Here is a 15423-nt window from a genome sequence, read left to right as displayed (position 1 = left end):
TGTGCCGCAACTTTGGTGAGAACGCCTTTGCGTGATTTGCTAGCCTGAGGCCAACGACAGTTCCGGAACCTGTGGAGGCAGCAATCATGGGTGAGACGCGCGCAAAAGCCGTGAACGGTGTGGTGGCGGGCATGCCGCGACCGCGAATCGCCAAGTATTACCTGTGCGACGAGGCACCGCTGGTGCTGGAACTTGCCGAAAGCGCCCGCCTGCGCGAGGACGAGACGCCCCGTGTCGAGGCAACCGCGCGGCGGCTGGTGATGGCGGCGCGCGCCGGGCGGCGCGACCATGGCGGCGTCGATGCCTTCATGAGCGAGTACTCGCTGTCGAGCGAGGAAGGCGTGGTGCTGATGTGCCTCGCCGAGGCGCTGTTGCGCATTCCCGACGCCCAGACCCAGGACAAGCTGATCGCCGACAAGATCGCCGGGCGCGGCTGGGCCGAGCATCTCGGTCATTCCGATTCCATGTTCGTGAACGCCTCGACTTGGGGGCTGATGCTGACGGGGCAGGTGGTCTCCATCAAGTCGCAGGACGATGGCAGCGGTCTTCTCAAGCGCATGGTGAAGCGCTCCGGCGAGCCGGTGATCCGGCAGGCGATGCGGCAGGCCATGCGCATCATGGGCCGGCAGTTCGTGCTGGGGCAGACCATCGACGAGGCGCTGGACACCGCGCGCCACAACGAGGAGCGCGGCTACCGGCATTCCTACGACATGCTCGGCGAAGCGGCGATGACCGAGGACGACGCCCAGCGCTACCTCGCGTCCTACCACGACGCACTGAAGAAGATCGCCGGCGACGCGCGCAAGCACGCGCCCGATGCCGAGATCTTCGCCAAGCCGTCCATCTCGGTGAAACTGTCGGCGATCCATCCGCGCTACGAGGAGAAGAAGCCGGGCCGGGTGATGGACGAATTGTTCCCGCGCCTGAAAAGCCTCGTCATTGCGGCGAAGAAGGAAGGCATCGCGATCACCGTCGATGCCGAAGAGGCCGACCGGCTAGACATCAGCCTCGATCTCGTCGAGGCGATGCTGTCGGACAAGGACATTGCCGGCTGGGACGGGTTCGGCCTCGCGGTGCAGGCCTATGGCAAGCGGGCGATGGCGACGATCGACTGGCTGGCTGGTGTTGCCGCCAAGACCTGTCACCGCATCCCCGTGCGGCTGGTGAAGGGCGCGTACTGGGACACGGAAATCAAGCGGGCGCAGGAAGCCGGCTTGCCGGGCTTCCCGGTCTTCACCCGCAAGCCGCACACCGACGTTTCCTATCTCGCTTGTGCACGCAAGATGCTGGCGCGGCGCGATGTGTTCTATCCGCAGTTCGCCACCCACAACGCCCACACGGTTGCCGCCGTGCACGTCATGGCAGGCAACGAGGGTGGCTACGAGTTCCAGCGCCTGCACGGCATGGGACAGGCGATCTATGACGCGGTGGTGCCCAAGCAGCATCTTGGCGTGCCCTGCCGGATCTATGCGCCGGTTGGCGGACACGAGGATTTGCTGGCCTATCTCGTGCGGCGGCTGCTGGAAAACGGCGCGAACACCTCCTTCGTGAACCGCCTGGCAGACGACGAGGCGCCCATCAGCGAGATCGTCACCGATCCGATTGCCGAGACGCTGGAGCATGGCGGCACGCCGCATCCGCATATCGACAAGCCGGCGGACCTCTTCCAGCCGGAACGGCCCAACAGCCAGGGCATCCTGACGACGGAACGCACCATGCGCGATCCGCTGATGCAGGCGATGGAGAAGGCCGTCGCGAAGAAGCTCGACGCAACGCCGCTGCTCGACGGCAAGCCGGTGAAGGGCGAGGCCAAGCCTGTGACCAGTCCGCAGGACCGCTCGCGCGTCATCGGCAGCGTCGTCAATGCCGACACCAAGACCCTCAAGGAGGCCGTCGGCCGCGCGCAGGCCGCGCACCGGGCATGGGACCGGCTCGGCGGTGCGAAACGCGCCGAGCTCATCAACAAGGCTGCCGACCTCTACGAGGACCACGCGCCGGAATTGTTGGCCCTGCTGGTGGCGGAAGCCGGCAAGTCGCTCGACAACGCGGTGGCCGACCTGCGCGAGGCGGTCGACTTCCTGCGCTACTATGCAGCGCGCGCCCGCGAGGAATTCAGTGCGCCGAAGCCGCTGCCGGGGCCGACAGGCGAGCGCAACGCCCTGCGCCTGCACGGGCGCGGCGTCTTTGCCTGCATTTCGCCGTGGAACTTCCCGCTGGCAATCTTCACGGGCCAGGTGTCCGCCGCGCTTGCCGCCGGCAACACAGCCATCGCCAAGCCGGCCGAGCAGACGCCGCTGATCGCGTTCCGCGCCGTGCAACTGATGCACGAGGCGGGCATTCCCGGTGCAGTGCTTCAGTTCATGCCGGGCGACGGCGAAAGCGTCGGTGCGCCGCTGGTCGCCGATCCGCGTATCGCGGGCGTGGCCTTCACCGGCTCGAACGCGACTGCATCCGCGATCCAGCGCACGCTTGCGGCCAAGGACGGACCCATCGTGCCGCTGATCGCGGAAACCGGCGGCATCAACGCGATGATCGTTGATTCCACCGCACTTCCCGAGCAGGTCATCCGCGACGTGATGCGCGCGGCCTTCGACAGCGCCGGCCAGCGCTGCTCGGCGCTGCGGGTGCTCTGCGTGCAGGACGACGTGGCCGACAGGGTCATCAAGATGCTGACGGGTGCGATGGACGAACTGCGCGTCGGCGACCCGTGGAACTTCGCAACCGATGTCGGTCCGGTGATCGACGAGGAAGCACGCGCCGGACTCGATGGATACAAGAAGGAAGCCGCCAGCCTCTTCAAGGTGCTCGGCGAAGTGACGCCAACCGAGGAAGCCGCGCAAGGCACGTTCGTCGCGCCGGTCGCCTACGAGGTGAAGTCATTCTCCGACGTGACGCGGGAGGTGTTCGGGCCGGTCCTGCACGTGTTGCGCTTCAAGGCGTCGAAGCTCGGCAACCTGATCGAGGATATCAATGCCAGCGGCTACGGGCTGACGCTCGGCATCCACACCCGCATCGAGGAGCGCGCCGAGCAGGTCGCGACGCTGGCGGAAGTCGGCAACATCTACGTCAATCGCAACCAGATCGGCGCCATCGTCGGTTCCCAGCCGTTCGGCGGCGAGGGCCTTTCGGGCACCGGGCCGAAGGCTGGCGGACCGCATTACCTCTACCGGTTTGCCACTGAACGGGTGGTCTCGGTGGACACGACAGCATCCGGCGGAAACGCGGCTTTGATGTCACTTGCCGCAGATGCAGGCAAATGATCGTCTGTTGCGCAAAAAGTTGTTGCGAGGAGTGCACAGTTTTCCCGGCCATTTAACCCTAACGAGGTCTAAAAGCAGTCAAGCGAGTCTTAGCGCTTGATTCGCGCGCCTCTGATTCCCCAAGATGAAGACATTGGGGAACGGAGACCAAGATGCGGGAAGTCACACCTCGCCGGTCGGCTCACGTGATCGTTGTCGGGAACGAAAAGGGTGGGTCGGGCAAGAGCACGTTGTCGATGCACGTCATCGTGCACCTGCTGAAGCTGGGGCAGCGCGTTGCGTCCATCGATCTGGACGCCCGCCAGCATTCGCTCACCCACTATGTCGAGAACCGAAAACGCTGGTCTCAGCGGCGCGGTCTCAAGCTGCAGTGCCCGGAGCATTTTTCGCCGGCACGCGCCAAGGGCGACAATGTTCGCCTCAACGAGGAACGCGAGTTCGCGGACTTCGCCGACGCCGTGTCGCGCTGTGAGCGCAATGTCGACTTTATCGTCATCGATACGCCGGGTAGCGATAGCTACCTGATGCGCCTGGCCCATTCCATGGCCGACACGCTCATCACGCCGATAAACGACAGCTTCGTCGATTTCGACGTTCTGGCCGAAGTCGACCCCGAAACGCTGGAAGTGATGGGCATCAGCCATTTCGCGCGCATGGTGCGCGAGGCGCGCCGCAAGCGGCGCATCGTGGACGAGGTCCTCATCGACTGGGTCGTCGTGCGCAACCGCATTGCGACGCTCGATTCCCGCAACAACCAGCGCGTTGCCGGCACGCTATCGCAACTATCCGGCCAGCTTGGGTTCCGGGTGGGCGAGGGCATCTGCGAGCGCGTCGTCTTCCGCGAGTTCTTCCCGCGCGGGCTGACCGCGCTCGACCCGATCGAGGAAGAACTTCTCGGCTCGCGCCCGAGCCTGTCGCACCTGGCGGCGCGGCGCGAAATCCGCCGCCTGATCGACCAGCTCCGCCTGCCGGTGGATGAACGCGGCCTGCGCCGCGCTGAAGCCCGCAGGCTGTGGATCGAAAGCTGCCGGGAGCCGCTGGAACTGGGCGACGTTCTCGCCCGCTGACCCCCACCGCTTGCGTTCCCGCCATTCCGCGCCACATTTGCCGTGGTAGCTTTCTCGACGGCGGGGCTTTGTGCCTCGCCGGGCGAACGATACAGCGGTGACATGGCGGACAAGCACAAAGACATCACAAGCAAGACCGGCGCGGAGGTTCGCGAGACCAATTCCAGTGCCGATGTGGCCGCGTTCCTCAACAAGGCGCGCGCGATGACACCTGCCAAGGCGCCTGACGGTGCGCGCGGGCGGCTGGTGTTTGCGCTCGACGCCACCATGAGTCGCCAGCCGACATGGGACGTTGCGTGCAAGCTGCAGGGTGAGATGTTCCGCGCGGCCGGCGATGTTGGCGGGCTGGATATCCAGCTTGTCTATTTCCGCGGCTTCAACGAATGCCGGGCCGGCAAATGGGCCAGCGATGCAAGCGCGCTCGCCAACATGATGACGCGCATCGACTGCCGTGGCGGGCAGACGCAGATCGGCCGGGTGCTGTCGCACGTGCGCACCGAGACCGGCAAGAAGCCGGTTCAGGCGCTGGTCTATGTCGGCGACGCGATGGAGGAGAATGTCGACCACCTTTGCGCCGTCGCCGGAGAGCTGGGCCTGCTCAAGGTGCCGGTCTTCCTGTTCCAGGAGGGGCGCGACCCGATTGCCGAGCAGGCGTTCCGCGAGATCGCGCGGCTGACGGGTGGAGCCTTCTGCCGGTTCGACCCGGGGTCCGCTGCGCAGTTGAAGGACCTGCTGTCGGCCGTCGCGGTCTATGCCGCAGGCGGGATGAAGGCTCTCGAGAAGCTGTCGGGCAAGGCAGGCGGGTCGGCGCGGCTCATGATCGAGCAGATGGGCGGGCGCTGATGGTCGGTGCCTTTCTCGTCGGGGCGCTGATCCTCGTCCTGCTTCTCTTCGCGCTGAACAGCTTCACGAAGGCGAACCCGGCAACGTTGGCGCGCTGGGTCAAGCGGGCAGGCGCGGTCGCGATGCTGCTCGTTGCGTTCTTTTTCCTGTTGCGAGGGCAGTGGGTGATCGCGGTACCGGTCGCAGCCTTCGGGCTGTCGATGCTCGGCTTCCACCTGCCGGGCGCCGCCAGTTTTGGTTCAAGGACCAACCGAACGTCCGGCCAGACGTCGACGGTGCGCGGCAACATTGTCGAGATGACGCTCGATCACGATACCGGCGAGATGAGCGGGGTCGTGATGGGCGGTGCGCACCGCGGCGTGGCGCTGGATGATCTCGACGTGGCCCAGATCACCGCGCTGTTCGGCGAGGCCGATGCGGATTCAGCAGCCCTGCTTGAGGCGTATCTTGACCGCCGTGCGCCCGGATGGCGTGACGACGCTGAGACGGATACGGGCGGGCGGCAAGGTCAGGGCGGCCCGGTTGAGGGCCCAATGACGCAGGAGGAAGCCTACGAGGTTCTTGGGCTCGCGCCCGGAGCGGGCGACAAGGAGATCCGAAGCGCTCATCGCGCGCTTATGAAGAGGCTTCACCCCGACCGGGGCGGGTCGACTTACCTGGCGGCGAAGATTAACGAAGCCAAGGATCTGCTGCTGAACGCTCATCGATAACGCTCCTGTACTCAACGCAACGCGACTGGACGCAACTCAAACAAAACTCGAAGTCAGCGGGCCGGGTGCCGATGGGGCATCCGGCCCGAATTCGTTAGTGGCGGATCGGGAAGCACCCGAAATCCTTCTCCTGGAGCGCCTTGCAGGCATCCTTGGCCCCGGAGCGATCGAAGCCGGCGAAGCGGGCGCGCCACAAGGTTGCGCCGTTCTTGTCGACCGTCTGGGTGAAGGGGCTGCGACCAGCGAGTAGTTCTCCGGCGCGAAGCTGCGCCAAGGCGATCAGCTTGCGGGCGGCCTGCTCGTCCGGCACGGCGCCGATCTGGATGGCGTAGTCGCCGTTGACGCGCGCGGTGGGCAGCGGCTCTGCGGCGCGCGCGCTGGCAAGCACCTGCTGGCGAGCCGGTGCGGGCGCGGCCTGGGCCGGCTGGGCCAGCGCAATCTGCTGTGCGATCGGCTGCGCCACGGGCTGTGCGACCTGCGGAGCGGTGGCGTCCTGCATGTAGACCGGCTGGGCGCTGGCCATGGCGACCTGCGGTGCGGCGGCGGGAACCACGCGGGCCGGCGTCACGATGGTGATGCGCGGTGCGAAGGACCCGGTCTGCTGCACTTCGGTGCGCGCGACCGGCTGCGAGGGGATCGGCGCTGCGGTGGCCACCGCCGACGGCTGGTAGGCCGCAAGCTGGGTGGCCGGCTGCGAGACCGATGCAGGCGCGCGCTGTGCAGGGGCCTGGATCTGGGGCTGGGTCTGCGTGGCGACGACGGGCGCTGCCATCGTGGCCTGCGCGACCTTGAAGCCGCCACGACCATTGGGGACCAGCACGAGAGGCTTGTCACCCGCGGCAGGCGCTGCGGCGGCAGACGGTGCCGGCGAGGCAGCCGGAGCCGACGCCATGACAACCGGGGACTGCTGGCCGGCCGGCTGGCGGGCGATCAGCGGAACCGGGTTGCGGCGCGGAGAGGGGATTGGGCCTGCCTGCGACAGCAGCAGGTCGTTGCGGCGCGGCTTGGCCTGCGTGATGGCCTTTTCCAGCAGCTTTTCCATCGCGGCGTTGCGGGACTTGCCCGACTTGGCGCCGATGATGACAGCAACGACGTGACGGTCGCCACGGCGGATCGAGGAAACGAGGTTGAAGCCGGAGGCGCGGATGTAGCCGGTCTTGATGCCGTCGACGCCCTTCACCTTGCCCAGAAGCCGGTTGTGGTTGCGGTACTTGCGGCCCTTGAACGTGAACTGGGTGGTGTCGAAGAACTTGTAGTAGCCCGGGAAGCGAACCTGGATGGTCTGGCCAAGGGTCGCCTGGTCGCGGGCGGTGGTCACCTGATCGTCGTTCGGCAGGCCCGAGGCGTTCTTGTAGACGGTGCGCTTCATGCCAAGACGGTGCGCGGTCTGCGTCATGCGCTCGGCGAATTTGGTCTGAGAGCCGGAGATGTTCTCGGCAACGGTGACGGCCATGTCGTTGGCCGACTTGGTGACGAGAGACAGGATCGCGTCGCGAACCGAAATCTTCGAGCCCGGCGCGAGGCCAAGCTTGGAGGGCACCTGGCTGGCCGCGAACTTGGACACCGTGAAGCTGTCGCTCAGCGACAGACGACCCGCCTCGAGTTCCTCGAAGACGATGTAGAGCGTCATGATCTTCGTCAGCGACGCGGGATGAACCAGCGTATCGGGCCGCGTCGACTGAAGGATTTCGCCGGTATTGCCGTCGATTGCGATCGAGACATATTTCGGCGCCGCCTGTACGGCGGTGAATTGCATGGCGAAAGCGCAAGCGAGAAGACTCGCGATTGCGAGAGATCTGAGATTTTTCAAGTTGTACCCACCCGTACCCGGCCGGAAATCTAACCGCTTTTACACGCGGTGACACTCCAACGCGAAACTAAACAGCCATTCAAGTGGATGCTGCGGGCGTCAATCTCGCTACCAGACCCCGGTCCGGGTAGCTCAGGCAATCACGCGCCAACTCTACGCACCCCACGTGGCTATCGACGTTAGAGTCGCACGGTTAGAAAAGGGTAAAACTTGGCGAGGTCGTGGCAAAATGCAAAAAAATGCCGCAATCGCTCATTGTGCGCTGCACAAAAATACCTTGACTCTGATGATGCACTGCACATATAACATGTCGCAGCGCAGCAGGGCGCGGCGAGGCCGCCGTGTACCTTCTACATGCAAAGTCTTGGGAGACACGACATGATCAACGGTTTTGAAGACATCCAGAAGGCGGGCAAGGATAATGTCGAGCTCGCCATGCAGAGCTTTGGCAACGTTTCCAAGTCCATGCAGGCAATTGCCGCCGAGATGGCTGACTACTCGAAGAAGTCCTTCGAGGAAGGCGCATCGGTCCTGGAGCAGATGATGGGCGCCAAGTCCTTCGACAAGGCCCTGGAAATCCAGACCGGCTATGCAAAGTCCAGCTACGAGGGCTTCATGGCTCAGGCCGGCAAGATGGGTGAAATGTTCACCGACCTCGCCAAGGAAAGCTACAAGCCGATGGAAACGATGGTGGCGAAGGCCTCCAAGTAAGCCAATCCGGCGAACTGCTTTTCGAAGAGATCGAGCCCGGCCCCGCAGGCCGGGCTTTTTTGTTGCCCGCCTGTATGCCGGGAGTCACCCTTGGCACTGCTTTGAGTCCCTGACAGGAGGGCAACGTGACGATTTCCGATTCGGCTGACGCGACCGCCCGAGCCGCAACGCCCGACTACGAGGCGGCGGCACCGCTGACGCACGTCGGCGAACTCGACGCGATCTACACGACATGCAGCGAAGCGTCGCTGGTGAAGGAAACCGAGCGCCTGGCGCCGGCGTACCGCGCTGTTGTTGAGCGTGCGCCGCTCGCCATGCTGGCAACGGTAGGCGAGGGGCGGCTCGACATTTCGCCGCGCGGGGATGCGCCGGGCTTCGTTCACGTGGTGCATGACCGGCTGCTGGCCCTGCCGGACCGGCGCGGCAACAACCGCATCGACAGCCTGCGCAACATCGTGGCCGACCCGCGCGTGTCGCTGCTTTTCGTCATTCCCGGCGTCAACGAGACGCTGCGCATTCGCGGACTCGGGCGCATCACCGCCGACGAGGCCGTCTGCGCGGCCCACAGCGTGCAGGGCAAGCTGCCGGCAACGGTGCTGCTCATCGATATCGAGCGCGTCTATTTCCAGTGCGCGCGCGCGTTCATGCGGGCGCAGGCCTGGGACCCGGCGGGCCATGCCCGACGCAAGGACCTGCCGAGCGCCGGCGAGATGCTGAAACAGGCGCACGCAAGCTTTGATGCCGAGAGTTACGACGCGGCCCTGCCGGCCCGGCAATCCGCGACGCTCTACTGATCCGTATCAGCATGGCAGGCAGATTCGGGGCCAATCGTTTGACCCAACGGCAGCGAAAAGGTTGCGAGTCAATGCCTTTCAACGGCCCCGATCGTGACCTATCTTTTGTAACAGTGCATTCCGGCACGCGTTTCAGTGTGCCGGTTCCAATGAACAGTGACGATGAGGAACGGCAGTCTTTGATGTCGAAACCTGAATTCGCCCCGATCCATCTGGAGCGTGCGGGCCTCGTTCCGACGCTGAGCGGACCGGGGTCCGACGACGCCGAAGGCGGTGACAACGACAGCGGCACCGCTGTCGTCACCCGCACCAAGCCGAAAACGAAAAAGCCGAGCCTCTACCGGGTTCTGCTGCTCAACGACGACTACACGCCGATGGAATTCGTCGTGCACGTGCTCGAGCGCTTCTTCAGCAAGGGGCGCGAGGCGGCAACCGAGATCATGCTGCACGTGCATCACAACGGTGTCGGCGAATGCGGCGTCTTCACATACGAGGTCGCCGAAACGAAAGTCACGCAGGTGATGGACTTTGCGCGAAAGCACCAGCATCCTTTGCAATGCGTGATGGAAAAGAAATAGGAGATTTCCTTGCCCTCATTTTCCCGCAGTCTCGAACAGGCTCTGCATCGTGCGCTGGCGCTCGCCACCGACCGCCACCACGAGTATGCGACCCTGGAACACCTCTTGCTGTCCCTGATCGAGGATCAGGACGCGGCGGCGGTGATGCGGGCCTGCAACGTCGATCTTGACGTTCTGCGTCGCAACCTCGTCGACTATATCGGCGAGGAACTCGACAATCTCGTCATCGAGGCCGACAGCGACTCCAAGCCGACAGCAGGGTTCCAACGCGTCATCCAGCGCGCCGTGATCCACGTGCAGTCGTCCGGCCGCGACGAGGTGACGGGCGCAAACGTGCTGATCGCGATGTTTGCTGAGCGTGAAAGCCACGCCGCATATTTCCTGCAGGAGCAGGACATGACCCGCTACGACGCGGTCAACTACGTCAGCCACGGCATCGCCAAGCGTGCCGGCATGGGTGAGCAGCGCCCGCCGCGCGGGTCTGACGACGAGCCGCAGGCGACCGAGGCCGAAAGCGACGAGAAGAAGAACGACGCGCTCGACGCCTATTGCGTGAACCTCAACGAGAAGGCGCTGGCCGGCAAGATCGACCCGCTGATCGGTCGCGACAGCGAAATCCAGCGCACGATCCAGGTGCTCTGCCGCCGCCAGAAGAACAACCCGCTCTTCGTGGGTGATCCGGGCGTTGGCAAGACGGCCATTGCCGAGGGCCTCGCGCGGCGCATCACGCTGGGCGAAGTGCCTGAAGTGCTGCTTGAGTGCACGATCTTCTCGCTCGACATGGGCTCGCTGCTGGCCGGCACGCGCTACCGCGGCGATTTCGAGGAGCGTCTGAAGGCCGTCGTGAAGGCAATCGAGGACTATCCCGGTGCGATCATGTTCATTGACGAGATCCACACCGTGATCGGTGCGGGTGCGACGTCGGGCGGGGCCATGGATGCCTCCAACCTGCTGAAGCCCGCGCTGCAGAACGGCTCGCTGCGCTGCATCGGTTCCACGACCTACAAGGAGTACCGCCAGCACTTCGAGAAGGATCGCGCGCTCGTTCGCCGTTTCCAGAAGATCGACGTCGCCGAGCCGACCGTTCCCGACACCGTGAAGATTCTCAAGGGCCTGAAGCCCTATTTCGAGGACTTCCACAACGTGCGCTACACGGGCGATGCCCTGAAGGCGGCGGTGGAGCTATCGGCCAAGTACATCCATGACCGCAAGCTGCCGGACAAGGCGATCGACGTGATCGACGAGACCGGCGCCTCGCAGATGCTGCTCGCACCCTCGCGGCGCAAGCGGACCATCGGCGTGAAGGAGGTCGAGGACGCAATTGCCAAGATGGCGCGCATCCCGCCGAAGTCCGTGTCGCGGACAGATGCCGGTGTGCTGCAGGACCTCGAGAAGAACCTCAAGCGCGTCGTGTTCGGCCAGAACCGCGCCATCGAGGCGCTGTCGGCGGCGATCAAGCTTGCCCGTGCGGGCCTGCGCGATCCGGAAAAGCCGATCGGCAACTACCTGTTCTCCGGCCCGACCGGCGTCGGCAAGACGGAAGTGGCCAAGCAACTTGCCTCCATCATGGGGGTGCAGCTGCTGCGCTTCGACATGTCGGAATACATGGAGCGGCACACGATCTCGCGCCTGATCGGTGCGCCTCCGGGCTATGTCGGTTTCGACCAGGGCGGCCTGCTGACCGATGGCGTCGACCAGCACCCTCATTGCGTGCTCCTGCTCGACGAGATCGAGAAGGCGCATCCGGACCTGTTCAACGTGCTGCTCCAGATCATGGACCACGGCAAGCTGACGGATCACAACGGCAAGCAGGTCGACTTCCGCAACGTGGTGCTCATCATGACCACCAACGCAGGCGCTGCCGACATGGCCAAGGCACCGATTGGCTTCAACCGCCAGCGCCGCGAAGGCGAGGATACGGAGGCGATCAACCGCATGTTCTCTCCGGAATTCCGCAACCGTCTCGACGCGACCATCGCATTCGGCAACCTGCCGGGCGAGGTGGTGTCCATGGTGGTCGAGAAGTTCGTTCTGCAGCTTGAGCTGCAGCTTGCCGACCGTGGCGTGACCATCGAGCTGACAGACGAAGCGAACCAGTGGATTGCCGATCGCGGCTACGACGACCAGATGGGCGCACGCCCGCTGGCCCGACTGATCCAGGAAGAGATCAAGAAGCCACTGGCCGACGAAGTGCTGTTCGGCAAGCTCAAGAACGGCGGCATCGTGCGCGTCAGCGTCGGACGCAACGCGGCGGGTGAATCCGCGCTCGAGTTCGAATATCTCGAGACACCGCCCAAGCCGTCCCGGCCCAAGGCCAAGCCGAAGAAGAAGCCGGCGGCCAAGCGCACCAAGGCAAAGGCAAAGCCTGCCGCCGAGGAGACGCCGCCTGCCAGCAAGCCCAAGAAGGGCGGTGGTGGCAGCGTGCCCCGCGTTCCGGCCAAGGCCGACTGAGCCAAGACAATTCGCGAAAAACAAAGGCCCGCAGCGGAAACGCTGCGGGCCTTTTGCTTTGAGAGTGTCGGTTCAGTTTTTGCCGGCGCGATCAGGCGAGGGCGGCGCGCACCTTCTCGGCATTGGCGGCAAGCACGTCGTTGTCGGCCATCTCGCCGGTGTGCGGGCGCAGCTTCACGTCCTCGTGGCGCGGCAGCACGTGGACGTGGGTGTGGAACACAACCTGTCCGCCGGCTGGCTCGCAGAAGTGCTGGACGGTGGCGCCGTCTGCCTCGAACGCCTTCATCACCGCGTGAGACATCTTCTGGACCGTCGCCATCACGGCTGCGAGGTCGTCGGTGGAGATGTCGCGAATGTTGCGGGAGGCCGCCTTCGGGATCACCAGCACGTGCCCGTCCGTGCGCGGCATGATGTCCATGAAGGCGAACGTCTTTTCGTCCTCGTAGACCTTGTGGGCGGGCAGTTCGCCGCGAAGGATCTTGGCGAAGACGTTCTGGTCGTCATAGTCCGGCATCGTGTTCTCCGGTGAAGTGGTCAATCTGGCGGGATTAGAGCGCGGGGGTCGTCGCGCCGCAAGGGACGCGTCAGCCCTTGCGGAAGGGGGCGTATTCGCCGAGCACGTCGATCTCCTCTTCAACCGCTGCGCGCTCGCGCTGGAGGTAGTCGTCCACCGCGTGGCGCAGGCCCGGGTCGGCGATGTAGTGCGCGGAATAGATACTGACGGGCTCGTAGCCGCGCGCCAGCTTGTGCTCGCCCTGGTGGCCGGCCTCAACGCGCTTGAGGCCGTTCTGCAGGGCCCAGTCGATGGCCTGGTAGTAGCAGATCTCGAAATGCAGGAAGGGGTGGTGCTCGGTGCAGCCCCAGTGGCGTCCATAGAGTGCCTGGTCACCGATGAAGTTCAGCGCGCCCGCCACGAGCTGTCCCGCCCGCCGCGCCATGATGAGCAGCACCCGGTTGGCCATGGACTCGCCGATCAGCGCAAAGAAGTCGCGGTTGAGGTAGGGGCGGCCCCATTTGCGCGCGCCGGTGTCCATGTAGAAATTGAAGAACGCGTCCCAATGCTCCTCGGTGATGTCGCTGCCGGTGACGCACTCGATGCTGACACTCTCGGCAATGGCCTCGCGGCGCTCCTTGCGGATGGCCTTGCGCTTGCGCGACGCAAGCGCGTCCAGAAAGCCGTCGAAGTCGCCGTAGCCGCGATCGTACCAGTGGAACTGCCGGTCCATCCGGCGCAGGAAGCCCATCTCGCCGAAGCGGTCCCACTCGTCTCGGGTGCAGAACGTCCAGTGGATGGAGGAGGCGCGCGCGGCGTCGTTCAGAGCCAGCGCAGCGGAGACCATCGTCTCGAACTCCGCGTCCTGGTCCTTCGCGGTTAGGATTCGCCGGCCCGGTACGGGGGAGAAGGGAACCGCCGATTGTATCTTGGGGTAGTAACGGCCGCCGGCGCGTTCATAGGCGTCGGCCCAACCGTGATCGAAGATGTATTCCCCGAAGGAATTGTCCTTCAGGTAGGCCGGCATGACGGCGACCGTGGTGCCGTCATCGTCTTCCACGGCCAGGTGGTGCTGCAGCCAGCCGGCCTGTGCGCCTACGCACCCGCTTTTTTCCAGTGAATTGAGAAAATCGAATGATACCAACGGGTTGTAGGTATCTCCTTCGCAGACTGATTCCGGGTTTTCAGAAACTGATTCAGCTTCATGTTCTGATTCAACCGCTGGGGCAGAACCGCTTGACGATGGATTCGAAGTCGCGCGTGCCGGGCTGCCGTGCGGGTTCGCGCAGGCGTCCCACGTCTCGCGCCCGATCGCCTTGATCGAGTGCGCGACGACGACCTTGCGCGCCCGCTCGGGCTCGTCCGCCGCGCCTTTTTCCGTCTCGTTCATGCTGGTCATGCCGTGACCGACCCAATCAGGATGCGATGGGTCAGGGGAGGAAGTTCTCGAAGATGATCTGCGCGCCGCTGGCGCGCGCCCGCTCGGCCTCTGCCGGGCTGCGAACCGTCCATGCGAGCAGGGGTTTGCCTGTCAGCGTGTTGACGATGACCGGGGCAAACGCGGGCAGGTCGTGGATGTGCCATGCAATAAAATGTGGCGCAGTGGAGAGAATGTGAAAGAGGTTGCGGCGGGAAAATCGCTGCATTGCGGAAAGACCGGGCCATTCCGCCTTGTCGCGATAGGCCTCGCCGACGATGCCGCGCGTGATGTGGGGCGCGACCTCGCGCATGGCACGCACGCTCGACGGCTCGAACGACATGGCCGCCACCGGCCCGTCGTAACCATCCAGTGCCTTGGCCACGGCGCGTTCACGGGCGCCGCTGGAGCGCGTCTCGTGCTTGATCTCGACATAGAGCGGGACACGGCCATCGACTGCCCCCAGCACGTCCGACAGGCGCGGGATGGTGTCGCCGCCGCTGCCGGTCAGTTCCATACCTGTGAGTTCGTCGGCGTTGCGGTCTGTGAACGCGCCGGTTTCGCCGGTCAGCCGGTCGAGCGTCGCGTCGTGGAAGACCATGACCTCGCCGTCCGCGCTCTGGCGCACGTCGATCTCGATGGCGAAGCCTGCCTCGACGGCGGCGCGTATCGCGGAAAGCGAGTTCTCGATCCGTCCGTCCGCCTTGTCGTGCAGGCCGCGATGGGCGACAGGCGCGCGGCCGATCCAGCCGCGCGCATTGGTTTCGGTGGTGCTCAAGCGAGTTCGAAGATCGCTTCCACCTCGACGCTGAGGCCGAGGGGAAGAGCTGCAACGCCAACGGCGGAGCGCGCGTGGCGGCCCTTGTCGCCGAAGACGTCGACCATGAGGTCCGATGCGCCGTTGATGACCGTCGGGTGATCCTTGAAGTCGGGTGCGGAATTGACGAAGCCGACCAGCTTCACGACGCGGGCGATCTTGTCGAGATCGCCGCCGGCAGCGGCCTTGGCCTGCGAGATGAGGTTGATGGCGCAGATGCGCGCGGCCTGGACCGCGTCTTCCGTCGAGATGGAATTGCCGCACTGGCCGATATGCTGCGGCTTGCCGTCAACGATGGGGACCTGGCCGGACACGTAGACCATTTTGCCGGAAACGACCCAGGCCATGTAGTTGGCCACCGGGGCCATCGGCTCGGGTAGTTCGATGCCCAGTTCGCTCAGTCTCTTCTCAATCGTGCCGCTCATGCCATCCATCCATTTCGTCAGGGGAATTTGCCCGCATAGTCCAGCCT

General features: G+C 64.7%; 13 protein-coding genes. 8 read left to right on the top strand and 5 right to left on the bottom strand.

Features of this window, described 5'->3' with window-relative positions; translation table 11 throughout:
• Nucleotides 1-86 precede the first annotated feature (86 nt).
• The 4 genes from putA (at nt 87) to ACKTEK_RS08285 (ending at nt 5880) form a co-directional block, all read left to right on the top strand.
• Nucleotides 87-3260, top strand: a complete 3174-nt coding sequence (gene putA, locus ACKTEK_RS08300; protein ID WP_409164758.1) for a bifunctional proline dehydrogenase/L-glutamate gamma-semialdehyde dehydrogenase PutA — start codon at nt 87-89, stop codon at nt 3258-3260.
• A 152-nt stretch (nt 3261-3412) separates the two neighbouring features.
• Nucleotides 3413-4327, top strand: coding sequence for a division plane positioning ATPase MipZ (locus ACKTEK_RS08295; RefSeq protein ID WP_409164757.1), 915 nt, complete (start codon nt 3413-3415; stop codon nt 4325-4327).
• A gap of 102 nt (nt 4328-4429) precedes the next feature.
• Nucleotides 4430-5170 (top strand): VWA domain-containing protein, encoded by a 741-nt coding sequence (locus ACKTEK_RS08290; RefSeq protein WP_409164756.1) that lies wholly within the window; start codon nt 4430-4432, stop codon nt 5168-5170.
• Nucleotides 5170-5880: a DnaJ domain-containing protein gene (locus tag ACKTEK_RS08285; protein WP_409164755.1), complete on the top strand. Its 711-nt coding sequence runs from the start codon at nt 5170-5172 to the stop codon at nt 5878-5880. The genes ACKTEK_RS08290 and ACKTEK_RS08285 overlap by 1 nt, the downstream gene beginning before the upstream one ends.
• Before the next feature lie 94 nt (nt 5881-5974).
• On the opposite strand, the gene ACKTEK_RS08280 is transcribed toward ACKTEK_RS08285, so the two are convergent.
• Nucleotides 5975-7636, bottom strand: a complete 1662-nt coding sequence (locus tag ACKTEK_RS08280; RefSeq protein ID WP_409164754.1) for a serine hydrolase — start codon at nt 7634-7636, stop codon at nt 5975-5977.
• 432 nt (nt 7637-8068) lie between these two features.
• Here ACKTEK_RS08280 and ACKTEK_RS08275 point away from each other — a divergent pair, with 432 nt between their 5' ends.
• The 4 genes from ACKTEK_RS08275 to clpA all read left to right on the top strand — a co-directional run bounded on the left by ACKTEK_RS08275 (nt 8069) and on the right by clpA (nt 12224).
• A complete protein-coding gene (locus tag ACKTEK_RS08275; RefSeq protein WP_409164753.1) occupies nt 8069-8401 on the top strand; it encodes a phasin family protein in 333 nt (110 codons plus the stop codon).
• A 125-nt stretch (nt 8402-8526) separates the two neighbouring features.
• A complete protein-coding gene (locus tag ACKTEK_RS08270; RefSeq protein WP_409164752.1) occupies nt 8527-9195 on the top strand; it encodes a pyridoxamine 5'-phosphate oxidase family protein in 669 nt (222 codons plus the stop codon).
• Nucleotides 9196-9377: 182 nt separating this feature from the next.
• Nucleotides 9378-9773, top strand: coding sequence for an ATP-dependent Clp protease adapter ClpS (gene clpS, locus ACKTEK_RS08265; RefSeq protein ID WP_409164751.1), 396 nt, complete (start codon nt 9378-9380; stop codon nt 9771-9773).
• 9 nt (nt 9774-9782) lie between these two features.
• Nucleotides 9783-12224 (top strand): ATP-dependent Clp protease ATP-binding subunit ClpA, encoded by a 2442-nt coding sequence (clpA, locus tag ACKTEK_RS08260; protein ID WP_409164750.1) that lies wholly within the window; start codon nt 9783-9785, stop codon nt 12222-12224.
• A gap of 91 nt (nt 12225-12315) precedes the next feature.
• On the opposite strand, the gene ACKTEK_RS08255 is transcribed toward clpA, so the two are convergent.
• The 4 genes from ACKTEK_RS08255 to ACKTEK_RS08240 all read right to left on the bottom strand — a co-directional run bounded on the left by ACKTEK_RS08255 (nt 12316) and on the right by ACKTEK_RS08240 (nt 15376).
• Complete coding sequence (locus tag ACKTEK_RS08255) at nt 12316-12738, bottom strand: HIT family protein (RefSeq protein ID WP_409164749.1); 423 nt, start codon at nt 12736-12738, stop codon at nt 12316-12318.
• 70 nt (nt 12739-12808) lie between these two features.
• Nucleotides 12809-14116, bottom strand: a complete 1308-nt coding sequence (locus ACKTEK_RS08250; RefSeq protein ID WP_409164748.1) for a GNAT family N-acetyltransferase — start codon at nt 14114-14116, stop codon at nt 12809-12811.
• Nucleotides 14117-14147: 31 nt separating this feature from the next.
• A complete protein-coding gene (locus ACKTEK_RS08245) occupies nt 14148-14912 on the bottom strand; it encodes a glycerophosphodiester phosphodiesterase family protein (protein WP_409164747.1) in 765 nt (254 codons plus the stop codon).
• Nucleotides 14909-15376, bottom strand: coding sequence for a RidA family protein (locus ACKTEK_RS08240; protein ID WP_409164746.1), 468 nt, complete (start codon nt 15374-15376; stop codon nt 14909-14911). Before ACKTEK_RS08240 ends, ACKTEK_RS08245 begins: the two co-directional genes overlap by 4 nt.
• Between the last annotated feature and the right edge of the window lie 47 nt (nt 15377-15423).

Origin of the sequence: Tepidamorphus sp. 3E244 (assembly GCF_046159835.1) — a bacterium.
In the GTDB taxonomy this organism is placed as follows: domain Bacteria; phylum Pseudomonadota; class Alphaproteobacteria; order Rhizobiales; family Tepidamorphaceae; genus JACKJK01.
This window is presented reverse-complemented; position numbering and strand designations above follow the sequence as displayed.